Consider the following 23,917-nt stretch of genomic DNA (forward strand, 5'->3'; position numbering starts at 1 on the left):
CTGGATTGCTCCGGCGGGTTTTTTTTATGGGCGCTAACCTGCGGATTACAGCAGCGCAGCGTCGGCGCGCAGCGCTTCGGCCTTGTCGGTGCGTTCCCAGGTAAAGTCCGGCTCTTCGCGGCCAAAGTGACCATACGCGGCGGTGCGGGTGTACACCGGGCGCAGCAGGTCCAGCATCTGCACGATGCCTTTGGGGCGCAGATCGAAATGCTTGCGAATCAGATCAACGATCTGCGCATTCGACAGCTTGGAGGTACCCCAGGTATCGACCATGATCGACACCGGTTGCGATACGCCGATGGCGTAGCTGACTTGCACCAGACACTGCTTGGCAATACCCGCCGCGACGATGTTCTTGGCGACATAACGGCCGGCGTAGGCGGCCGAACGGTCCACCTTGGACGGGTCTTTGCCCGAGAACGCGCCACCGCCGTGCGGCGCAGCGCCGCCGTAGGTGTCGACGATGATCTTGCGGCCGGTCAGGCCGCAATCGCCCATCGGGCCGCCAATCACAAAACGGCCAGTCGGGTTGATCAGAAACTTGGTGCCGTTGAGCAATTCAGCCGGAATCACCGGCTTGATCACTTCTTCGATCACGGCTTCGGTCAGTTGCGCGTGCGACACATCCGGATGGTGCTGGGTGGACACCACGATGGTATCCACGGCCTTGGCCTTGCCGGTTTCGGCGTCGTAACGCACGGTGACCTGGCTCTTGGCATCGGGGCGCAGCCACGGCAGACGGCCATCTTTACGCAGTTCGCTCTGGCGTTGCATCAGACGGTGCGCGTAGTAAATCGGCATCGGCATCAGCAGCGGGGTTTCGTCGCAGGCATAGCCAAACATCAGGCCCTGGTCGCCCGCACCCTGGTCCAGATCCAGACCCTGGCCTTCGTTAACGCCCTGGGCGATATCGGGCGATTGCTTGTCATACGCCACCAGCACCGCGCAGGTTTTGTAATCAAAACCAATGTCGGAGTGGTCGTAGCCGATGCGCTTGATGGTGTCGCGGGCAATCTGGATATAGTCAACGTTGGCAGTGGTGGTGATCTCGCCTGCCAGTACCACCAGACCGGTGTTCACCAGCGTTTCTGCGGCCACGCGGGCATATTTGTCTTGCGACAGGATCGCATCCAGGATCGCGTCGGAGATCTGGTCCGCCACCTTGTCGGGGTGGCCTTCCGATACGGATTCGGAGGTGAACAGGAATTCGCTCATAAGGAGAAGGTCCTTTGTGCCGTGTCTGTAATGAATGAAAGTCGATAGAATCCGGGTTTTTAACCGGAAGGCCAACCACGCATGCTGGTGCGCTTGTTCAGACCTTTAGCTTATATCCCGTTGTGCGTGCTGCAAGCCGCAGGCATTGTGCTGGGCTGGATTGCATGGTGGACATCCGGGACTTACCGACAGCGGCTGGACGCGAATTCAGCCCGCGCCGCCCGGTTTGCCGGTCTGGATTATATCCGATTGCGCAAGTCGAGTATTGCTGAGCATGGCAAAGGCGCCATGGAGCTGCTGGCCGCATGGCTGCGTCACGCTAAAGATGTCGCCGCCATGGTCAAACGCGTGGACGGTTGGGAACACGTCGAGGCCGCGCTGGCGCAGCCGCGCCCGGTGATTTACGTGTCGCCGCACCTGGGCGCGATCGAAGTCTGCGGTATCTATATCAGTATGAACACGCCGCGCATCATGGCCGCCTTGTATCGACCGCCCAAGCTGAAATGGCTGGAGCCGCTGATGCTGGCCAGCCGTGATCGCGAACGCGGTCGCGCCGCGCCCGCCAATGCGCAAGGCGTGCGCTTGCTGCTGAAAACCCTCAAGGAAAAACAAAGCGTCTACATCCTGCCCGACCAGGCGCCCGGCGGCGGCGAAGGCGTGTGGGCGCCGTTCTTCGGGCAAAAGGCGTACACGATGACGCTGCTGCCGCGCATTGCGCGCAATAGCGACGCCATCGTGCTGTTCTGTTTTGCCGAGCGTTTGAGCTGGGGCCGTGGCTACGCCATGCATATCCGTCCAATGCAGGGCGAATTTACTGGCGACGCGCTGGCCGACGCCACCGTGCTCAACCGCAATCTGGAATTGACCATCCTGCAGGCACCCACCCAGTACCTGTGGAGCTATAACCGTTATAAACGTCCGGCCGGTGCGCCGGCCCCGGAGTCTGAATGAGTATTCCCGCTCGCCTGCTGGCTGCGTTTTTCTGGCTGCTGCATTTGCTGCCTTTTGCCGTATTGCGTGGTATGGGGTCGGCGCTGGGCAGCGTGCTGTATGCCGTGGCGGGGCGGCGGCGCAAGATCGGCCTGATCAATCTGCAACTTTGCTTTCCCGAATGGACCGAAGCGCAACGCCGCGCCACGCTGCGCGAGCATTTCCGCCTGATGGCGACCGTGGCCACCTGCTACGGCGTGCTGTGGTTTGGCAGCAAGGCGCGCGTTGAGCGCCTGGTGCGGCGCGAAGGCTACGAACATTATCTGGCGGTGCAAGACCGTTCGATCATCCTGCTGGCCCCGCACTTTATCGGGCTGGATTACGGCGGCATCCGTCACACCATCGATCATTGGGGCGCGAGCATGTATTCGGCCTCGCACCAGAATCCGTTTGATGAATTGTTATTGATGGGCCGCAGCCGCTTTGGCGAGCCGCTGCTGATCAAACGCAACGATGGCATCCGCGCCATCGTGCGTGCGCTGCGGCAGAACGTGATTCCGTTCTACTACTTGCCGGACCAGGATATGGGCCCGCGCGAATCGATCTTCGCACCGTTCTTTGGCATCCCGGCCGCCACCATCCCGGCGCTGTCGCGCTTGTCGTCGATGGGCCGCGCGATCGTGGTGCCGATGATTACGCGGCTGGAAAAAGACGGCTTTGTCACGCGCTACTACCCGGCGTGGCATGACTTTCCGTCCGACGACGTGCAAGCCGACACCAACCGGATGAACCAGTTTATCGAAGACCGCGTGCGCGAAATCCCGGCGCAGTACTACTGGCTGCATCGCCGCTTCAAAACCCGGCCCGAAGGCGAACAAGCACCGTACTAAGCCACCCCCCCTCATAGGGTGGGTCGAGACCCACCACTCAAAGCCGTATCCCAAAACGCAATCATTGCGTTCTTCTTCATGGCTATGTCTGGTGGGTCCGACGGGGACGCCGAGTCCCACCCTATGCGTTTTTATTCAAGCCGGGCGGCGGGGCGGGGGTGGGGTAGTTCTGGTAGACTGCCGGGTTTTCCGGCGCTCCGAGGTTTCCCGCCATGTCTGACCAATCCAACGATTCCAGCGATTCCATCCGCCTGTCCAAACGCATGACCGAGCTGGGCATGTGCTCGCGCCGCGAGGCCGATGAATACATCGAACGCGGCTGGGTCAAGGTCGATGGCGTGGTGGTCAATGTGCTGGGCAGCCGCGTGCGCCCGGGCCAGACCGTTACGCTGGAAGCCCCCGCGCAAGCCGCCCAGGCCGCGCGCGTCACCATTCTGCTCAACAAGCCGGTCAGCTATGTCAGCGCGCAGGCCGAAAAAGGCTACAAGCCCGCCTCGGTGCTGATCGTGCCGGAAAACCACTGGGACGGCGATCTGTCCGGCCAGCGCTTTCATCCGCAACATCTGCGCGGTCTGGCCCCGGCCGGTCGTCTCGATATCGATTCGGTCGGCTTGCTGGTGTTGACGCAAGATGGCCGCGTCGCCAAGACCCTGATTGGCGAAAACTCCAACGTCGAAAAAGAGTACCTGGTGCGCGTGAGCGGGCGTTTGTCCGATGAAGGCCTGCGGTTGCTCAACCACGGCCTCGAACTCGATGGCGAAGCGCTGCGCCCCGCGCAAGTGGTATGGCAGAACGCCGACCAACTCCGCTTTATCCTCAAGGAAGGCAAAAAGCGCCAGATTCGCCGCATGTGCGAAATGGTGGGCCTGCAAGTGGTCGGCCTCAAGCGCATCCGCATCGGCAATGTGCGGCTGGGCCAATTGCCCACCGGCAAATGGCGCTACCTGGCCAGCAACGAGACCTTTGATTAAGCCCCATGCAACGCGCTGATTTATTGCTGGTGCAACTGGGCCTGGCGGCATCGCGCACGGCTGCGCAAGGTCTGATTGAGGCCGGGCGCGTATCGGCCGATGGCAAGCCGGTCAGCAAAGCCAGTGTCAAACTCGACGCCGACGCGCGCATCCATATCGTCCCCGACGCGGCCGACCGTTATGTGTCGCGCGGTGGCCTCAAGCTGGCGGGCGCGCTGGCGCAATCGGGCCTGGACGTGACCGGCTGGCAAGCGCTGGATGTGGGAATTTCCACCGGCGGATTTACCGATTGTCTGTTGCAAGCGGGCGCGCGTTGTGTTGTGGGCGTCGAAGTCGGTCATGATCAATTGCATCCGCGTTTGCTGGCGGACCCACGCGTTCAGCAATTTGAAGGCATCAATGCGCGGCACTTGCAGCGCGAGCAGATCGCCAGTGCGCTCGATGGCGATATCAATCTGATCGTGGGCGACGTCTCGTTTATTTCGCTGACGCTAGTCTTGCCGCAACTCGCGCCGCTCCTGCCCAGCGGCGGCTATTTGCTGTTTTTGATAAAACCGCAGTTTGAGGCCGGGCCACAGCACATAGGCAAGGGTGGCATCGTGCGTAATGCCGATTGCTATATCGAGGTGGAACGCAAGATACGCCAGGCCGCCAGCGAGCAGCAGTTTGAAGTGCTGGATTACTTTACCAGCCCCATCACTGGCGGCGACGGCAATCGTGAATTTTTCATCTACGCCCGCAAACGCTGATCCGCCGCTGACAACTATTGATCCAGGTGATTACGCCTTTGTAGCAAAGTGTGTTGAAATCTAGCCCGCTCCCCAATGTCCCGGCTGATTTCATGACTGCGTTTCGCTCCGCTTTGTTGCTGTGCCTGTCCGTATTTGCCACCTACGCGCACGCGGTTTCCGTCACTACGTTCTCGCCGCAGAACGAAGTACGCGAAATCCAGCAGGCGCGCGCCACCTTCTCTGCGCCGATGGTGCGCATGGGCACCGTCAACGTGCCCGCGCCATTCAGCATCGCGTGCCCGCAACAAGGCGATGCGCACTGGATCGACGATCGCACCTGGGTGATGGACTTTCCCAAAGGCGTGCCTGCCGCCACGCGCTGCACGTTTAGCGTCGCCACCGGCCTGAAGGCACTGGATGGCAGCGCGTATACCGGTGCGCGCAGTTTCAGCTTTACCACCGGCCCGATCTCGGTTGAGGAAGCGCAACCCGGCGAAGGCGAGCAGATCGACGAAGACCAGGCCTTTATGCTGCGCATGAATGGCGTGGTTCATGGCCCGGTGCCGATGTTCTGCCAGGTGGAAGATTCGCCCGAACGTATCCCGGTCCGCCGCCTCAGCGACGCGGACAAAGCCACGCTGATCAAGCATCTCGATTGGGATAAACAAGCCAGCAAAGTTGAAGCCGTGCAATGCGCGCGCCGGTTGCCGGCTGGTAAATCAGTCAAGCTGGTCCTCACCCGCCCGGGCAGCGCAGAAACGCAGACCCTGCAATTCCAGGTGCGCGAAGAATTTACCGCCAGCTTTAGCTGCGAACGTGCGGCCGCCAAAGCACCGTGCATTCCGCTGCAGGCGGTTCGACTGTCGTTCAGTGGCGATGTGCCGCGCAAGCTGGCCGAGCAAATCCGCCTGCAAACGTCCGATGGTGAACGCAAACCCGATCTGGAGCGCGATGCCGGCCCCACCGTGCGTTCAATCCAGTTTGCCCCGCCGTTTGCCGAAAACGCACAACCCAGCATTACCTTGCCCAAAGATTTTGCCGATGACAGCGGCCGTCCGCTGGTCAACGCCAATGCGTTTCCGCTCAAGTTCCGCACCGGTACCGCGCCGCCGCTGGCCAAATTTACCGCCGCGCCGTTTGGCATTCTGGAACTCAACGCAGACCCCAATATCGCCGTCACGCTGCGTGATGTTGAAGCCAACCTGGGCGTCAAGCAGGTCCAGGTCAGCGCCGATAGCCTGACCGTGCAAGACGACCGCGCCATGATGACCTGGCTGGCGAAGGTGCAGGCCTATCACGAAAGCTACGTCGGCAAGACCGAAACCCGTCGCCTGAGCCTGTTGGCGCATGAAGCGGGCGTTAAACGCGCAGATATCCCGGCCGCACCTGATAAAGCCGGCAAATGGCCGTTCTCGGTGGTGGGCATTCCGGCCAAAGAAGCCGGCCTGCACGTGGTGGAAATCCAGTCAAAGATGCTCGGCAGCGCCTTGCTGGGCGCCAACAAGCCGATGTATGTGCGCACCGCCATGCTGGTCACCAATATGGGCGTGCACTTCAAACGCGGCCGTGACAACGCGGCAATCTGGGTCACCACGCTGGACCAGGCCAAGCCGGTGCCGGGCGCGGATGTGCGCGTGTATGACTGTGCGCAGCAACAATTGTGGGAAGGCAAAACCGACGCCAATGGCTTCGCGCAAATCGATAAACCGTTGCCGCAACTGCGCTACTGCAATAGCCAGCAAAGCTTGTCCGGCTTGTTTATCACTGCGCGCAAACAAGATGCGCAGGGCCATAACGATGTGTCGTTTGTGCGCTCGGGCTGGGATGAAGGCATTGAGCCGTGGCGCTTTGCCGTGCCCACCGATACCAGCGTGCAGCCCAATATCATTGGCCACACCATTTTTGACCGCACGCTGTTCCGCCCCGGCGAAACGGTGTCGATGAAGCATCTGATCCGCGTGCAGACGCGCCAGGGTTTCGCCCTGCTTAAAAATGGCCAGTATCCCGATGATCTGGTGATTACGCATGACGGCAGCGGCCAGGAATTCCACCAGCCGCTGCAATGGCGTGCGGGCCGTTACGCTGAATCGACCTTTGCGCTGCCCAAGAGCGCCAAGCTGGGTACGTATAGCTTGCGCATGGTGCGCAAAGGCACGCGCCAGGGTGGTGATCGCGGCGAGCACAATATCGAGCGCGATGGCATTACGCTGGATGCGGGCAGCTTTCGCGTGGAGGAATTCCGGCTGCCGGTGATGCGCGGCCAGATCAGCGTGTCGCCCAACGATACGGTGGCCCCGAAAAACGTGCCGGTGGCGCTGTCGATGTCGTATGGCAGTGGTGGCCCGGCCAAGAGCTTGCCGGTGCAGGTCAGTGGCATGCTTAACGAGCACTACGACAGCGTCAGTGGTTTTGACGGCTTTACCTTTGGCGCGCCCGAATCACGACGCGATGAAACGCAACGTTCGCTCAACGGCAAGGTGGTGCTGGATAAAACGCCGCTGACGCTGGACGCCAACGGCAACGGCAAAACCAGCGTGGCCAATTTGCCCGCGTTTGATCGTCCGTATGATCTGGTGCTCGAAGCGACCTACGCCGATCCCAATGGCGAAGTGCAAACGCTGTCGCGCACCGTGCCGCTGTACCCCAGTGCGCTGAAAGTCGGTCTGAAAGTGGATGGCTGGATGGCGGTGGCGGGCAAGTCGGTGGGCGTTAAAGCCGTGGTGCTCGATAACAATGGCAAGCCACAGGCGGGCCAGAAAGTCAGCATCCACGCCACGCAGCATGATTACGAATCCAGTCGCAAACGTCTGGTGGGTGGCTTTTATGCCTATGACCATCAGGAAACCACCAAAGACCTGGGCGAAGTCTGCAGCGATACCTCGGACGCGCACGGCATGGTGTTCTGCGATGTCACGCTCAAGCAAGAGGGCAGCGTCGAGCTGGTGGCCGAAGTCAAAGACAAGGCGGGCCATGTCGCGCAGGGCGCGCAAAGCATGTGGGTGACCAACCAGAACGAAATCTGGTTTGACGTCGACAATAACGACCGCATCGATATCCTTCCCGAAAAAACCAGCTATCAGCCGGGTGAAACCGCGCACCTGCAAGTGCGCATGCCGTTTCGCAAAGCGACCGCCTGGTTGGCCATCGAGCGCGAAGGCATTATCGAAAACCGCGTGGTGCAATTGAGCGGCAAAAACCCGACCATCGACGTCAAGATCAGCCAGGATTGGGCGCCTAACGTCTATGTCTCGGTCCTGGCCGTGCGCGGTCGCGTGCGCGAAGTACCGTGGTATTCCTTCTTTACCTGGGGTTGGCGCACGCCGATGGACTGGTGGGACGCCTATTGGCATGAGGGCCGCGACTATCAAGCACCCACCGCCACCGTCGATCTATCGCGCCCGGCCTTCAAGTTTGGCGTGGCCGAACTCACCGTGGGCACCGCGGCGCACCAGTTGAAAGTAAGCGTGACCGCCGACAAGGCCATTTATTCGATCCGCAAAACCGCGCAAGTCAAAGTGCAGGTCAAATTGCCGAATGGCCAACCGGCGCCAGCAGGCACTGAAGTTGCCTTTGCGGCCGTGGATGAAGCCTTGCTGGAACTGCAGCCCAATAACAGTTGGGATTCGCTCGGCGCGATGTTGCAACGACGCAGCTACGGTATCGAGACCGCCACCGCGCAATTGCAGGTGGTGGGCAAGCGCCACTTTGGCCGCAAATCGTTGGCCCCGGGAGGCGGGGGCGGCTTTGCCCCGACGCGCGAACTGCTGGATACGTTGCTGCTGTGGCAACCGCATGTGGTGCTCGACGCCAATGGCAGCGCCACGCTCAGCGTGCCGCTCAACGACGCGCTGACGCGCTTCAAGCTGGTGGCCGTGGCCGATAGCGGCACCAGCTTGTTCGGCACCGGCAGCACCTCGATTACCGTGACGCAAGATGTGCAAATCACCTCCGGCATTCCACCGCTGGCGCGCAACGGCGACGAGATTGCCGCAGGCATCAATCTGCGCAACGGCTCCGGCCGCGCGATGAAGCTGGAAGTGAGCGCACAAGCGGCCGGCCTAGGCGATCTGCCCAAACAAACAATCAGCCTGCCTGCGGGCGAAGCGCGTGAAGTCAGTTGGCCGGTTACGCTGCCGCAAGGGATCAACAAGCTGGCGTGGACCTTTGCCGCGCGTGAAGTGGGTGGCGAGCAGGCGGCGGATAAACTGGCGATCACGCAGGACATCGAACCCGCAATCCCGGTGACGGTGCAACAAGCCACGCTGCGCCAGTTGCAAGGCCCGGTCAGCATCCCGGTGGGCTTGCCGCCGACGGCCGAAGCGGGCCGCGGCGGTGTCTCGGTGCAACTGCAGGCCAGACTGGCGGGCGATATGCCGGCCGTGCGCGACTGGTTCCTGGCCTATCCGTATTCGTGCCTGGAACAACGCTCGTCGATTGCCACGGGCCTGGATGACAAAACCCGCTGGCAAACCATCATGCGCGATCTGCCTGCGTATCTGGATGCCGATGGCCTGGCGTATTACTTCCCGCCGGCCGAGGGCGTCGAGAGCCATGGCAGCGATACGCTGACCGCCTATGTGCTGGCGCTGGCCAACGAATCCGGTTACGCCATCCCCGATGATTTGCGTGAACGCATGCTGGTGGGCCTCAGCAACTTTGTCGATGGCAAGATCAAGCGTGATCTATGGATGGCGCGTGAATCGGGCGATGCACGTCGCCTGGCCGCGCTGGAAGCATTGGCGCGCTACGGCCGCCTGCAACCGCGCCAGATCGATACGGTGACGCTGCAGCCCAACAGCTGGAACACCGGCATGCTGGTGGACTGGATCAGCATTCTGCAGCGCACACCGTCGTTGCCGGATCGCGCTAACCGCCTGGCGCAGGCCGAGCAAATCCTGCGTGGTCGCCTTACGTATCAAGGTACGCGTCTGGTGTTCTCCACCGAGAAGGACGATTACTGGTGGTGGCTGATGGGCAACGGTGACGTCAACGCCGCGCGCATTGTGTTGCTGGCCAGCCAGTTGCTGGACTGGAAAGACGATATGCCGCGTCTGGTTACGGGTTTGTTGGCGCGTCAGCAAAAAGGCGTGTGGATGACCACGAATGCCAACGCGTGGGGTTCGCTGGCGATCCGCCGCTTTAGCAGCCAGTTCGAGAAAGACCCGGTCACCGGCAAGGTGGATATGGCGCTTGGCGATACCCAGCGCAGCGCGGCATGGACTTCGCCCAAGCCGGATCCGGTTAGCCTGCCGTGGCCCACCGGTGGCAAAGGCACGCTGACGCTGAATCAGCAGGGCAGCGGCAATCCGTGGGCCACGGTGCAGGTTAGCGCGGCGGTGCCGCTGACTGCGCCGCAGGCTGCGGGCTATCGCATCAGCAAAACCATCACCGCCGTGCAGCAAAAGGTGGCGGGCCAGTATTCGCGCGGCGATGTATTGCGCGTTACGTTGAAGGTGACTGCGCAAGCCGATATGACCTGGGTGGTGGTGGATGACCCGGTGCCAACCGGCGCCACCATCCTCGGCAATGGCTTGGGCCGTGATTCGGCCATCAGCGCGAAAGGTGAGCAGCAAGAAGGGAGCGCGTGGCCGGCATACGTAGAACGCCGCTTTGTCGGTTATCGCGCGTTCTATGAATACGTGCCGCGGGGCGACTTTAGCGTCGAGTACACCATGCGCTTGAACAACGCCGGCAGCTTTAAACTGCCGCCGACGCGGGTGGAAGCGCTGTATGCGCCCGATGTCTTCGGCGCGGCGCCTAACCCGCTGTACAAGATTGGCGATGGGCATTAATACGTTGTGTCGCTGGATGCTGGCGCTGGGTGTGGTCATGACCGCCGCACCCGCGCTGGCCCTGCCTGACTTCGCCACGGTTAAAGCGCAATGGACCCCGTCTGACGCCATCCTGCTGGACCGCAATGGCCAGCCGCTACAACGCGTGCGCGTCGATATGACCGCGCGCAAGCTGGATTGGGTGACGCTGCCTGAAGTCTCCCCCGCTTTTCGCCAGGCCCTGGTGCTGTCGGAAGACCGCAATTTCTACGCCCATAGCGGCGTGGACTGGTCGGCGGTGGCCGCCGCCAGTTGGGGCAATCTGTGGAATTCGCGCACACGTGGCGCCTCCACATTAACGATGCAACTGGTGGGCTTGCTCGACGCCGACCTCAAGCGCAACAGCGGCCAGCGCTCATTCAGCCAGAAACTGGGCCAGACCGTCAGCGCCACGCGGCTGGAACGCAGCTGGACCAAGGCGCAGATTCTGGAGGCTTATCTGAACCTGGTCGGTTATCGCGGCGAGCTGACGGGGCTGGGCGCCGTGTCGGCCAGCTTGTTTGGCAAGTTGCCGTCGGGGCTGGACGCGTGGGAATCCGCGATTACAGTCGCACTGATCCGCGCCCCCAACGCCAGCGTCGACCGCGTTTCGCGCCGTGCCTGCGACATTCTGACCAGCATGCAGCGCCAGCCCGATTGCAGCCAGGTGGCGGTGGAAACCCAACGCGCACTATCGCAACGCAACGCGGCCTATCCGTCCGCAGTGTCGCTGGCGCCGCACTACGCCCGCAAGCTGCAGGCGCATATGCAATTGCGCGCCGGGCAACGCATCCGCACGACGCTCGATGCGCGCTTGCAGCGCTATTGCGTGGAGCAATTGCAGCGTCAACTGGCCGAATTGCGCGACCGCAATGTCGAAGACGGCGCGGTGGTGGTGCTCGATAACGCCAGCGGCGACATCCTGGCGTGGGTGGGATCAAGCGGCGAATTGTCGCAAGCCAGTGAGGTGGACGGCGTCACCGCCTTACGCCAGGCTGGTTCAACGCTCAAGCCGTTTTTGTACCAGATGGCGCTGCAAGGGCATTGGCTGACGGCCGCCTCTTTGCTGGATGACCGTCCGCTGGATCTGAACACCAATAGTGGTCTGTATGCACCGCAGAATTACGACAAGGACTTTAAAGGCCCGGTATCGGTACGCACCGCGCTGGCCTCATCGTTGAATACGCCCGCCGTGCGCACCATCGATATCGTCACGCCTAACCGCTTGCGCGAACGCCTGTATGCGCTGGGTTTGACCAGCCTGAGTGAGGCGGGCGATTACTACGGCTTTAGTCTGGCCTTGGGGGCCGCCGATGTGCGTTTGCTCGATCTGGCCAATGCCTATCGCACGCTCGCCACGCAGGGCATCAGCAGCGCGCCGCACTGGACCTTGACCGAGCCCGCGCCCAAAGCGCAACGACTACTGGATGTGCAAAGCAGTTTTATCATCGGCGACATCCTGTCTGACCGCACCGCGCGCGCCCGTACCTTTGGCCTGGAAAGCGCGCTGGCCACGCCGTTCTGGGCCGCCGTAAAAACCGGCACCAGCAAAGACATGCGTGATAACTGGACCATGGGCTTTTCGCGCAAATATACGGTGGGTGTGTGGGTAGGCAACGCCAGCGGCGCGCCGATGTGGGATGTGTCGGGCATGCATGGTGCGGCGCCGGTGTGGCTAAGCGTGATGAACCGGCTGCACGCCACCACGCCCTCGACCCCGCCCGCTGTGCCGCCAGGCGTCGAAACGCGGCAGATCAGTTTTGATCATCAGGTAGAAGCCAGCCGGCGCGAATACTTTCTGCCGGGCACCGCGCAAGATGTGGTGCTGGCCAGCGCCAGCGATACTCGCAGCGCGGTCAGCGCCATCACCAACCCGGTCGACGGTTCGGTGTACGCGCTGGACCCCGATATTCCGCCGCAGCATCAACGCGTGGTGTTTCGCAGCACCGGCGTGCGCCAGCCGCAATGGTGGCTGGATGGCAAGTTGCTGGGTCGCGGCGCGCATCTGCCGTGGTTTCCCATGCCTGGGCGGCATGTGGTGCAAATGCGCGACGGCAATCGGGTGATCGGCGAAGCGCATTTTGAAGTGCGCGGGGCCACGCTGACCAAACCTGCCCCACGCCGTGGCAAGGCCGCAGGCTAAGTTAGCTGTCCTGGCCTACCGCGTAAAACGCGGCATCGTCCGGCCCCACCAGCGACGGCGTTTTCCAGCTCACGTCGCGCATATTGCGCTGGATCAGCGTATCCACGCCCATCAGCACCGCAAAAATGGCCATGCGGATCGGAATGCCATTGTCGGTCTGGCGGAAGATGGCCAGGCGCGGATCGTGGTTAAGGTCGGTGGCCAAGTCATTCGCACCTTCGCGGCTATCGCGCGGCAGCGGGTGCATGATGATGGTGTCTTTGCCGCACACCGCATCCACCAGCGACGCGTTGATCTGGAAATCCGGCGAGTAACCTTCCATTGATTCATCCACAAAGCGTTCCTTCTGGATACGTGTTGCGTACACCACATCCGCACCACGCAGGCCGTCGTGCATCGATTGCGTCTGCACCACCACATGGCCGTTACGGCTGACCTGATCGACGATATGCGCGGGCATTTCCAGCGCGGTAGGCGAAATCAGCGTGAACTTCATGCCGCGATACAGCGCCAGCAGTTTGATCAGCGAGTGCACGGTGCGGCCATATTTAAGGTCGCCCACCAGCGCGATATGTGCGCCGTCCACCAGTTTGCCCACGCGCGAGAACTCGGTTTCGATGGTGTACAAATCCAGCAGCGCCTGGCTTGGATGTTCGCCAGGGCCGTCGCCGCCATTAATCACCGGGATATTGCTCGCTGCCGCAAATTCGGCCACCGAGCCTTTTTCGGGATGGCGCACCACGATGGCGTCGGCATAACCGGCGATCACGCGGCTGGTGTCGTAAATCGATTCGCCTTTGGCCATCGACGAAAACGAAAAGCCGGTGGTATCGCACACACTGCCGCCCAGTCGGCAGAACGCCGCGCCAAAGCTGACGCGGGTACGGGTGCTGGCTTCAAAAAACAGATTGGCCAGCACGGCGCCTTCCAGCACGCGACACACTTTCTGCCGCCGCGCGATGGGCTGCATGATGTCGGCCACGCGAAAAAACTCGCCCACTGACTCGCGGGTAAATTGCTCCACCGACAGCAGGTGGTGGCGGCCTTCCGACGCAATCACGTCGCGCAGATCGGCCTTATATGCGCTATGCGTAGAGCCCGGCTGGATCGCTTCGCGCGCCAGGATTTCAGTCACAAAACGCTCCACCACTTCGGGCATGGTGCGGAACTCTTGCGATTCGTCAGGCAGTAACCAGGTATCCAGCGCGCGACGGCGCACGGCAATACGCTCGGCAAAGGCATCGCGGGTCATATTGAGTTTGCGCATGGCATCGCGCAAAAAGACTTGCTGGCTCATCGTGGCTTCTCCCTGAAATATACGCGGTGCGTATATTAGATTCGGATTGCGCTGATGTCCAGTTGGCGATGGCGTGTGGGGTGACAGCCGGGGCCGGGCCGCATCGGGCCCGCCCCATGGCGCGGCTTATTCGCTGAAGTCCGCGCTGGGCGCAGCCAGCACCGTGCGCGAGCCGTTGGTTTCCATCGGGCTGACCAGGCCTGCGCTTTCCATTTGCTCGATCAAACGCGCGGCGCGGTTGTAACCAATACGGAGCTGGCGCTGGACTGAGGAAATCGAAGCGCGGCGGCTTTTCAGCACAAATTGCACGGCCTCGTCATATAGCGGATCGGATTCCTCCGCCGCAGCATTGCTGCCGCCGGCTTCGGCCCAACCCGGCGTATTGGCGGCGCCTTCGGCATCGAAGCCCGCATTGAGGATGCCGTCCACATAATCGGGCTCGCCGGTGCTCTTCAGGAACTCGACCACCTTGTGCACTTCCTCGTCGGCCACAAACGCGCCGTGTACGCGCTGCGGATAGCCGGTGCCCGGCGGCAGGAACAACATATCACCCTGACCCAGCAGCGCTTCCGCGCCCATCTGGTCCAGAATCGTGCGGCTATCAATTTTGGACGAGACCTGGAACGCCATGCGGGTCGGGATGTTGGCTTTAATCAGGCCAGTAATCACGTCCACGCTTGGGCGCTGCGTAGCCAGAATCAAATGGATGCCCGCAGCCCGCGCTTTTTGCGCCAGACGAGCGATCAATTCTTCAATCTTCTTGCCCGCCACCATCATCAGATCAGCAAATTCGTCGACCACCACCACAATAAACGGCAGGTGCTCCAGCGCCTTGGGCTCATCCGGGTTAATCGAGAACGGATCGGTCAGCACCTGGCCCGCGCGTTGCGCGTCTTTCAGCTTCTGGTTGTAGCCCGCCAGATTACGCACGCCCAGCGCGCTCATCAGGCGATAGCGCTTTTCCATCTCGGCCACACACCAGTTAAGTGCATTCGCGGCCAGTTTCATATCGGTGACCACCGGGGCCAGCAAATGTGGAATGCCGTCATACACCGACAATTCCAGCATCTTCGGGTCGACCATGATGAAACGCACTTCATCGGGCGTCGCCTTGTACAGCAGCGACAGAATCATCGCATTAACGCCCACCGATTTGCCCGAGCCAGTGGTGCCCGCCACCAGCATATGCGGCGCGCGGCCCAGGTCGGTGACCACGGGTTTCCCGGTGATATCTTTGCCCAGCGCGATGGTCAGGCGCGAACCCATGGCGTCGAATTGCTCGGACGACAGGATTTCGCTCAGGCGGATCATCTGGCGTTTGGGGTTGGGCAATTCCAGGCCCATGCAGGTTTTGCCGGGGATGGTTTCCACCACGCGGATTGACGCCAGGCCCAGCGCCCGCGCCAGATCCTTCATCAGGTTAACGATCTGCGCCCCGCGCACGCCCACGGCGGGCTCGACTTCGTAGCGCGTAATTACCGGGCCGGCATAGGCGTCCAGCACGTTTACTTTGACGCGAAACTCGGCCAGCCGCTGTTCGATGATGATGCCGCGGTCGATCAACTCATCCTGGCTGACGGTTTCGATTTGTTCGTCCGGTGGCGATAGCAAATCCAGCGACGGCAAGCACGAAGCATCGAAACGCGGCCAGGGCGGCGCGACCGGCGCGGGTTTAGGTTCCAGCATGGGCTTGGCCCAATCGGACGGCTGGTAGGTATCGGTCAGCTCGGTATTGGCTTGTTCCAGCGCCAGCAAGGCGGCGGCGACGCTATTTTGTTCTTGTGCGGCCAGGCGACTGGTGGCGGCTTGCCAGGCCAGCGTGGCGGCATCCGGTTGCGCGGTCACCAAGGGGGCGGGCGCGGACGGGGCAAAGGGCGCGCTGACCGGCGTCGCGGCCGGTTGCCAAGGGGCCACGTCCGGCGCGACCGGTGCCGCGACGGGCTCCTCCGCCGCAGGGGACACTGCTTCGCTGGCAGGAGTCGGGTCCGTCGCGGGCGCGGGTTCGGGGGATTCGAGATGCGCCCCCGGCGCCAGCATTGCAGGCGTAAACGGCGTGGTTACGGGCGCGGCAAATGAAGGGGCGGCAATCAATGGCGTAGGCGCGGCCACCGGCTCAGCCGCCACCGGCGCGGCGGGCTCGATCACGATGGGCGCAACCGGCATCGACACAGGCTGCGCGCGGGCCGAGGTAAAGACGGCGGCTTGCTCAAACTCCGGCGCGGGCGCGGCGATCGGTTCCGGCTCGACCAGTTCGGTGACTTCCAGTCCGTCGGACAACTGCACCAACGGCGTGGCTTCGGTTTCTTCGACTTCCTCGACTTCATACAACGGCACCGGCTCGGCGGCAGCGGCTGGCGTTGCTGCAAAGCGGCTCAGCGGCGCTTCCACACGCGTGGCTTGCGCGGCAGATGCGGGCGTAGGCGCGGGCAACGGCGTCAGGGCGGGTAGCGGCGCAATCACATCGTCCAGCCAGGCAGGTGGTGCGTGCGGCGGAAGCGGCTCCAGCGGTTCCAGTTGCAGCGGCGTCGGCACCAGCGCTTGCGCTTCGATCACCGCCGGGGCTGGCGCGGGCGACAACAAGGGGGCGGTGGCGGCGGGGTTAGTCGCCGGTGTGGCTGGTGCCAAGGGCACGCCTGGCGTGGCTTCAGCGGGCGCGTGGCGCGCACTGATATACAACGCGCTGTTCGACGGCGATGGCTGCGCGGCAATCGTCGGCTCGATACGGGTTTTTTCTGGCTGGCGCGTGCGTACCTTCAACGGCTGCGGCGGCGTAGCTACTGGCGTGGCCGACGCTTTGGTCGGGCCTGTTACGCGGTTGCTGCGCGCGCCATGCAGCGATTGCAGACGCTCGCGCACTTCATCGGCTTCGAGGAAAGGCAACGGCTCGGTGCGCGGCGAGGACTGGCGCGGCGGTGCAACGCCACGACGCGGCGGATGCAACACCTGGTCGCGATCCAGCACGGGCAAGGGCTTGGGCGGCGCGGGCGGCGGCAACGGTGCGGCTTTGGGCAGCGTAATCACCGGCAGATCAGAAGAAGGCGAGCGCGGCGCGCGGGTCTCCATGCGCGCGGATGCGGCCGCTAGTGCGGCGGCAATGGCGGGCGGTTGCGGTTTAGTCGGCGGCTGCGGTTTGACGGCTTCGGGCGCACGCGCGGCTTCAGCCGGTTTGCTTTCCGCAGGTTTCATCGGCGCTGGCGTCGAGCCAAACACGGACCGACCCGTCGGCGCGGGCGCGGGCGCAGATTTAGCGACAGGTGCAGCCACCGGCGCGGCCGCAGCGGGCACGGCAACTTGCGCGGTTGCGGCGGCGACTTCGGCCGCGCGGCTGCCGGGCGAGGTGGGCGCAATCCCTAAGGAATCGAGTTCATCGAGGATTTCATCGTCTTCCTCATCCACAGCGTGGGCGGCGTGGCGCGCCACCGGCGCGGCGACGGCGGCATCGACCTCGTCGTCTTCGTCATCCGGCACAAAGTCGTCAGGAATATGCGTTTTGACCGGATCATCGCGCAAAAACGGCGAATCCTTGCCCACACGGCGCACGGCGTTTTCGAGCGTGCCGCCGATATTTTCGGACATCGTGCCCCAGCCCATCCCCAGCCACAGCGGTACGCCCACGGCCGCGCCGCCGATCAGGGTCAGCAAGCCACCCCACGGCGTCAGACCAAACAATTGCGTGGCGGCACAGCCCGAAGCAACGAGGAGGACGGCACCGCCCCAACCGCGTGCGGTCCAGTCGGGCAGGCGTTGTTGAAGCCGGCTTTGCCAGCCCGCCGTGGCCAGCACCGCCGCCAGCCACCAGCCGCCCAGGCCCGGAACAGCATGCCAGCCTTCGGGGCCAGCCAGTTGAAACAGCGCGCATAACAACGCCGCCACAAGCAAGGCAAGCGGCAGCGGGGCAAGAATGGGTAGACGACGGGCGGAGCGGGCGGAACGTGGCTTCATGGTGCGCAATCAGATATTCAGAACGGGTACGCGAGAGAACGCTCGTTCTGTAGGGCCAAAAGCGGCCATCATAAGCCGGTATGGCGCGGGCGTCACCCGCTTTGCTTGCCCGATGGCGTGGGCGGCGCGGGCGGCGTCGGGGTGGCGTCCAGCGCTTGCGGGCCGATGCGGCCCAAGCGTTGATGCAGCTCGCGTTCGCGCTCGAAAATCGTGTCGTTCTGCAGCCGTGTGAGCTTTTTCACCAAGGCGATGCCGCTATGCGGAAAGTAATGCACGCGGCACGGGTACTGGTCGAGCAAATCGTCGGCCACCACCGGGATCTCGGCGCGCGCCAGCCACGTGCGCACAAACTGCGCATTCTTGCGGCCAATATCGGCTTGCGTGAGCTGATGCAGCACGTTACCCGCGCCAAACAGCTTGGCTTCCAGATTTTCGATACGCCCGCCATTGCGCAAAATGCGGCGGATCAGGATATCCATCGCGTATTCGCCAAAGCGCGCGGGCATGGTTTCGGCGCTGTTGGGATAACGCGCCACGTCGGGCAGCATGAAATGGTTCATGCCTCCCACGCCAGTCACGCGGTCGCGCACGCAGGCGGCCACGCACGAGCCCAACACGGTGACGAGCATCATGTCGCGGCTGGTGACGAAGTATTCGCCCGGCATCAATTTGACGGCTTCGATATCGAAGCGGTTGTCATGAAACGGCGTCGGGCCGAGAGCGGCTGGCGGTGGTGCGGGCTTGGCGATGGTGTCTTGCTCCGCAAATGACAACGGTGCGTGCCCGTAAGAGCAACGCACCCGAATGTCATTCAGCGTAGTTCAAGCCAGACCGCAATGCGGCCCGGCTGTGTATCACTGGATTAATACTGCTGCCACTCGCCATCCGCCATTTGCACCGCGGTGCCGCGACCACCGGAAACCCGGCGCGCACCCAGCGCAATCACTTCGGCGCGGCGCGGCGCATCGGCTTGCGCCTCGCGGCCCAGCTTGAACGAAGCCACAGCCATTTCCAGCGCGGCGGCCTGATCTTGCAGGCTTTCGGCAGCGGCGGCGGCTTGTTCCACCATCGCGGCGTTTTGCTGCGTCATGCTGTCCATTTGCGTGACGGCCACATTGATCTGGTCGATACCGCAGCTTTGTTCGGCCGAGGCATCAGCGATCGAGGTCATGATGCTGTTGACGCGGTTGATCGAGCTCACGATCTCGGTCATGGTGTGGCCGGCTTCTTCCACCAGACGCGTACCATCCGACACCTTGCCCACCGAATCCGAAATCAGACCCTTGATTTCTTTGGCGGCGGCGGCCGAACGTTGCGCCAGGTTACGCACTTCACCCGCAACCACGGCAAAGCCACGACCTTGCTCACCGGCCCGCGCTGCTTCCACCGCGGCGTTCAGCGCCAGGATGTTGGTCTGGAAAGCGATGCCATCAATCACGCTGATAATTTCGACCACTTTGCGCGAGCTTTCGTCGATCGACGCCATGGTCGACACCACCTTGTTGACTACCGCGCCACCCTTGTCGGCCACCACGCTGGCTTCCGACGCCAACTGGCTGGCTTGCTGCGCATTGGCGGCATTCTGCTTCACGGTGGCGGTCAGTTCTTCCACGCTGGCGGCGGTTTCTTCCAGCGATGCGGCTTGTTCTTCGGTACGACGCGACAGGTTGTTATTGCCTGCGGCGATTTCACGCGCGGCGCTGTTGACCATGCCGGCCGCGCCTTTAACGGTGATGATCGGTTCCACCAGCGTTTCCAGCGTCTGGTTCATGCCTTGCACGATGCGGGCAAAGTCGCCTTGATGGCGGCTGACATCGGCACGCGTTTCAATCAGGCCGGCCGCGGCGGCTTCGTTCAGCATCACCACATCGGCGTTCAGCGCCTGCAGATTGGTGCGCACTTGTTCGATGGTCTGGTTGATAAACGCTTTCTTGCCCGGCAGTTGTTCCATCGGCGCGTTGAAATCGCCTTCGCCAAATGCCTTGATCACCGCCATGGCTTTTTTCTTGACCGAGATATGCGCGCCGACCATCTCGTTTACACCTTGCGCCATGGTGCGATATGCGCCCTGGAAGCGGTCGGCGTTGATTTGCACATCGATATCGCCTTTTTCGTGTTCGGCGGACATATGGCGCATTTCTTCAATGATCTCGCTCATGCTGTCGCCGACGGCGTTGATGCTGCTGGTCAGGTCGAGGAAGCGGCCATGATAGCTGCCATGCATGCGACGGCTCAGGTCGCCCTGCGCCATGCCTGCCAGAATATCGTTGGCTTCTTTGGTGGCCTGGTCGGCTTCTTCCAGACCGCGTTGCACCTTGTCGATGGCTTCGGTGATCTGCGCTTTCTTGCCCGGCAAACGGTCCATCGGCCGGCTGAAATCGCCCTGAGCATAAGCGGTGACCACGTCCACCACTTTCATCTTGACGGCAATATGCGCGGCCACCAGTTCGTTGATGTCGCCGGCGATGCGGCTGTGGGTGCCGCTAAAGCGGTTGGTGGCGATGACTTCATCAATCCAGCCATCCTGATGCTTCTGGATCATGCCGCGCAGGGCGCCTTCCAGTTCTTCGGTTTGACGCGCTTCGGCGCGTTGGTCGCGCAGCGTACCTTGCAGGCGACGCAGCGCATCATAAACGCGGGTGTTGGTGGCATCCGTGCCCGCGTTCAGCGGTTGATCAAAGTTGCCATCGGCCATGGCCATGATGACGTTGGCGAGTTGGTCGGCGCGGACTTCGGCTTGACGATTAAACAGACCCATGTTGGCTGCTCCAGATTCAGATTTAAAAAATGATTGAGATAGATAAACGGGAATCAGGCAGCAGCCGGTTCCACTAACTGCATTTCGTCGCTGGTCATCAGACGTTCGATGTCCAGCAGGATGACCATGCGCTCGTCCAGCGTGCCCAGCCCCACCAGAAACCGCTGGTCGATGCTGGCGCCGAGGGTAGGCATGGCGCTGATACTGGATTCCGGCAACGTGGTGACATCCGAGACCCCATCCACCACGATGCCGATCACACGGTCGGCCACGTTCAGGATGATGACCACGGTAAAGTCGTCGTAGCGCACTTCGCCCAGGCCAAACTTGATGCGCAAGTCGACGATGGGGGCGATGGTGCCGCGCAGATTGATCACGCCTTTAATAAAGTCGGGCGTATTGGCGATGCGGGTTACGGCGTCATAGCCGCGGATTTCCTGCACCTTGTGGATATCCAGGCCGTATTCTTCCTGGCCCAGCGCAAAGATCAGATATTCGTCGCTGGCCGACCAGGCGGCGCCATAAGTGGTGGTTGCGTTAGTCATTTCGGTCAGTCCTTCAAGCCGCCAGCGTGCTGGCATGGGGGTCCGTGCTGACCGAACGACCAGTACGGAATAACGATTCAACATCAAGGATCAGCGCCACCCGGCCATCGCCCATAATCGTGGCGCCGCTGATATACGGCACTTTGCGGTAATTGGCTTCCAGGCTCTTGATGACCACCTGGTGCTGGCCCAGCAGATCATCGACACACACAGCCAGCTGGCGGTCATCGTTCTGCAGCACCATGCACAGGCCTTCATGCGCATGCGGCTTGCCCGGTACGGTGCCCAGCAGCTCGGCCAGACTGGCCAGCGGTACATAGTTTTCGCGGATCTGCAGCAAACAACCCTTGCCGCTGACCTGCTTGATGTCCTGTTCGCGCGGTTGCAGCGATTCGGCGATATAGGTCAGCGGCACGATGTAGGTTTCGCCGGCCACTTCGACCGCCATGCCATCCAGAATCGCCAGCGTTAGCGGCAGATACAGCGAAATCGTGGTGCCGATGCCCGAGCACGACTGGATATCCACGCGGCCACCCATTTGCTGGATGTTGCGACGGACCACATCCATGCCCACGCCGCGGCCCGACAGATCGTTGACCGTGGCGGCGGTGGAGAAACCCGGCTCAAAAATCAGGTTCCACACTTCTTCGTCATGCATGCCGTCATGGGCCGGCAAATTACGTTCTTTGGCCTTGGCCAGAATGCGGGCGCGGTCCAGACCGGCGCCGTCATCAATCACCTGAATGACGATATGGCCGCCTTGATGGAACGCCCGCAAGGTCAGCGTGGCGGTTTCCGGTTTGCCGCATTGCAGGCGATGTGCCGGGGTTTCCACGCCATGGTCGAGGCTGTTGCGGATCAAATGCGTCAGCGGGTCGGCCAGCTTCTCGATAAAGCCTTTGTCGATTTCAGTGCTTTCGCCCACCAGCTTCAGCGTGACTTTCTTGTCCAGACGCGTGGCGGTTTCGCGCACCAGCCGCGGAAAGCGACTGAAAATATTCGACACCGGCAACATGCGGATCGCCATCACCGACTCTTGCAGATCACGGCTATTGCGTTGCAGTTGCTCGACACCGGCCAACAAACGCTCGTGGCGCGTCGGGTCGAGTTCGCTGGAGTACTGCGCCAGCATCGATTGGGTAATGACCAGCTCGCCAATCAGGTTGAGCAGCTGGTCGACCTTGTCGACGTTAACGCGAATGGTTTCGGCGGCGCGGGTTTCAGCGGCACGCACGGTCTCAGATACTTTTTGCGCCACCGGCTTGGGCGGCGCGGGTTCAAACAGGCCAAAGCCGGCAAACGGGGTTTCAGCTGCGGGCACCGGCATGGCGTTGCTGGCCACAACGGGTTCGCTGTCAAACAGACCGAAATCAGCGTCGGTCAGTACATCGGCCGGGGCGGTGGGTTCGTCGTCGAACAGGCCGAAACCGTCGTCCAGAATGTCGCGCACCGGTTCGTCATCAAACAAGCCAAAGCCTTCGTCATCAGCCACCTGCGCAGCGGTCAGCGGCGTCAGGATGATGGTGCAGCCGCGCAATTCACGCGCCAGCACGCCTTGCAAACGGCTGGCGTCGGCGGCAGTGGCGCAATCAATCACGATCGGCTGGTCGGGGTTATCCGGCGGCAGCAAACGGCTGTCGCGGAAATCACCGAGTAATTCGAGCAAAGCAATGATGTCGACGCTTTCACCCGCTGGCGCCACCAGGGTGCAACGGGTGGGGCTTTCGTCCTGAGCGTTGGCACGCACTACCGGCGCGTCGGCCACGGCGTTGCCGAGCAGATCACGCAGGCGCGGCAACAGCATCACGCCATGCGGCGCCAGGCAGCGGCCATGCTGGCGGTAATCGCTCAGCATCAATTTGATGACGTCGACCGCTTCTAAAACCAGTTCAAACAACACGCGATCCAACGCGCGCTCGCCATGACGCACTTCGTCCAGCAACGATTCGACTTCGTGCGTCAGCTCGGCCACGTCGGGCAAGCCAAAGGTTGCAGCGCCACCCTTGATGGAGTGCGCTGCCCGGAAAATGGCGTTCTGGTCTTCTGCGTCCGGTTGCTGGTTTTCCAGCCCGAGCAGCAGCGTTTCGACGGTGGCCAGATGCTCATCGGCTTCGTCGAGAAAGACGCCAAGAAATTGATCGAGACCCGAGGCGGCCATCGTCTTAGCCAATCACACGGCTAACAGCGGCCAGCAGCTTGGCCGGATCAAACGGTTTAACCAACCAGCCGGTCGCGCCCGCGGCTTTGCCTTTTTGCTTCATTTCGTCGCTGGCTTCGGTGGTCAGAATCAGAATCGGGGTGCCCGCCCAGCCCGGCAGCGCACGCACACTGCGCGTCAGTTCGATGCCATCCAGGCCCGGCATGTTGACGTCGGTAAAGATCAGATCGAACTTGCCTTTACGCGCCAGATCGAGCGCGGCTTTGCCATCCGGCGCTTCGGTCACGGTGTAGCCCGCGTTACGCAGCGTAAAGCCCACCAGTTGACGGATGGAGGGCGAATCGTCCACTGCCAGAATGGTTTTGCTCATGATGAGGGCTCCGGGTTTGGGTTTGTTGAACACGGAGCAGATTGTCGGAGCTGGACGGTTTTTAAATAACCAGGGCCCCTCCCAGCCTGTTTGTAAGGTTGGTCGGTGCTGTGAAATGTACCGGGACCCTGCAAACACAGCATTTATCAGCATCTGC

At 62.0% G+C, this 23,917-nt stretch carries 14 protein-coding genes; 6 read left to right on the forward strand and 8 right to left on the reverse strand.

The window, feature by feature from the left end; genetic code table 11:
• Positions 1-45: 45 nt before the first annotated feature.
• Positions 46-1,215 carry a methionine adenosyltransferase gene (metK, locus tag WG78_RS04895; RefSeq protein ID WP_053936684.1) on the reverse strand — a complete coding sequence of 390 codons (1,170 nt, stop codon included), beginning with the start codon at positions 1,213-1,215 and terminating at the stop codon, positions 46-48.
• A 93-nt stretch (positions 1,216-1,308) separates the two neighbouring features.
• On the opposite strand from metK, the gene WG78_RS04900 reads away from it, so the two are divergent.
• The 6 genes from WG78_RS04900 to pbpC all read left to right on the forward strand — a co-directional run bounded on the left by WG78_RS04900 (position 1,309) and on the right by pbpC (position 12,690).
• Positions 1,309-2,166 (forward strand): lysophospholipid acyltransferase family protein, encoded by an 858-nt coding sequence (locus WG78_RS04900; RefSeq protein ID WP_236691984.1) that lies wholly within the window; start codon positions 1,309-1,311, stop codon positions 2,164-2,166.
• Entirely contained in the window at positions 2,163-3,035 is an 873-nt protein-coding gene (locus WG78_RS04905; protein WP_053936686.1) for an LpxL/LpxP family acyltransferase, read from the forward strand. The genes WG78_RS04900 and WG78_RS04905 overlap by 4 nt, the downstream gene beginning before the upstream one ends.
• Positions 3,036-3,247: 212 nt before the next feature.
• Positions 3,248-4,006, forward strand: coding sequence for a pseudouridine synthase (locus tag WG78_RS04910; protein WP_053936687.1), 759 nt, complete (start codon positions 3,248-3,250; stop codon positions 4,004-4,006).
• 5 nt (positions 4,007-4,011) lie between these two features.
• Positions 4,012-4,755 (forward strand): TlyA family RNA methyltransferase, encoded by a 744-nt coding sequence (locus WG78_RS04915; RefSeq protein WP_053936688.1) that lies wholly within the window; start codon positions 4,012-4,014, stop codon positions 4,753-4,755.
• Between the two features lie 92 nt (positions 4,756-4,847).
• Entirely contained in the window at positions 4,848-10,529 is a 5,682-nt protein-coding gene (locus WG78_RS04920) for an alpha-2-macroglobulin family protein (RefSeq protein WP_053936689.1), read from the forward strand.
• Complete coding sequence (gene pbpC, locus WG78_RS04925) at positions 10,519-12,690, forward strand: penicillin-binding protein 1C (RefSeq protein ID WP_053936690.1); 2,172 nt, start codon at positions 10,519-10,521, stop codon at positions 12,688-12,690. The genes WG78_RS04920 and pbpC overlap by 11 nt, the downstream gene beginning before the upstream one ends.
• A gap of 1 nt (position 12,691) precedes the next feature.
• Here the strand turns inward: pbpC and WG78_RS04930 are convergent, their stop codons facing one another.
• From WG78_RS04930 to WG78_RS04960, 7 genes are all read right to left on the reverse strand, one after another.
• Complete coding sequence (locus WG78_RS04930) at positions 12,692-13,987, reverse strand: aspartate carbamoyltransferase (RefSeq protein ID WP_053936691.1); 1,296 nt, start codon at positions 13,985-13,987, stop codon at positions 12,692-12,694.
• A 126-nt stretch (positions 13,988-14,113) separates the two neighbouring features.
• On the reverse strand, positions 14,114-17,929 hold the full coding sequence (locus WG78_RS23030; protein WP_308417191.1) for an FtsK/SpoIIIE family DNA translocase: 3,816 nt from the start codon (positions 17,927-17,929) through the stop codon (positions 14,114-14,116).
• A gap of 92 nt (positions 17,930-18,021) precedes the next feature.
• The gene (cheD, locus tag WG78_RS04940) at positions 18,022-18,702 is read right to left on the reverse strand and encodes a chemoreceptor glutamine deamidase CheD (protein ID WP_236691985.1); all 681 of its coding nucleotides are present in this window, start codon (positions 18,700-18,702) and stop codon (positions 18,022-18,024) included.
• Positions 18,703-18,791: 89 nt separating this feature from the next.
• Positions 18,792-20,687 (reverse strand): methyl-accepting chemotaxis protein, encoded by a 1,896-nt coding sequence (locus tag WG78_RS23300; protein WP_053936693.1) that lies wholly within the window; start codon positions 20,685-20,687, stop codon positions 18,792-18,794.
• A 53-nt stretch (positions 20,688-20,740) separates the two neighbouring features.
• Positions 20,741-21,232 (reverse strand): chemotaxis protein CheW, encoded by a 492-nt coding sequence (locus WG78_RS04950; protein ID WP_053937014.1) that lies wholly within the window; start codon positions 21,230-21,232, stop codon positions 20,741-20,743.
• 13 nt (positions 21,233-21,245) lie between these two features.
• Positions 21,246-23,402 (reverse strand): chemotaxis protein CheA, encoded by a 2,157-nt coding sequence (locus tag WG78_RS04955; RefSeq protein ID WP_236691986.1) that lies wholly within the window; start codon positions 23,400-23,402, stop codon positions 21,246-21,248.
• Entirely contained in the window at positions 23,395-23,760 is a 366-nt protein-coding gene (locus tag WG78_RS04960) for a response regulator (protein WP_053936695.1), read from the reverse strand. Before WG78_RS04960 ends, WG78_RS04955 begins: the two co-directional genes overlap by 8 nt.
• Positions 23,761-23,917: the final 157 nt, after the last annotated feature.

The organism is Amantichitinum ursilacus, from assembly GCF_001294205.1.
GTDB lineage: Bacteria > Pseudomonadota > Gammaproteobacteria > Burkholderiales > Chitinibacteraceae > Amantichitinum > Amantichitinum ursilacus.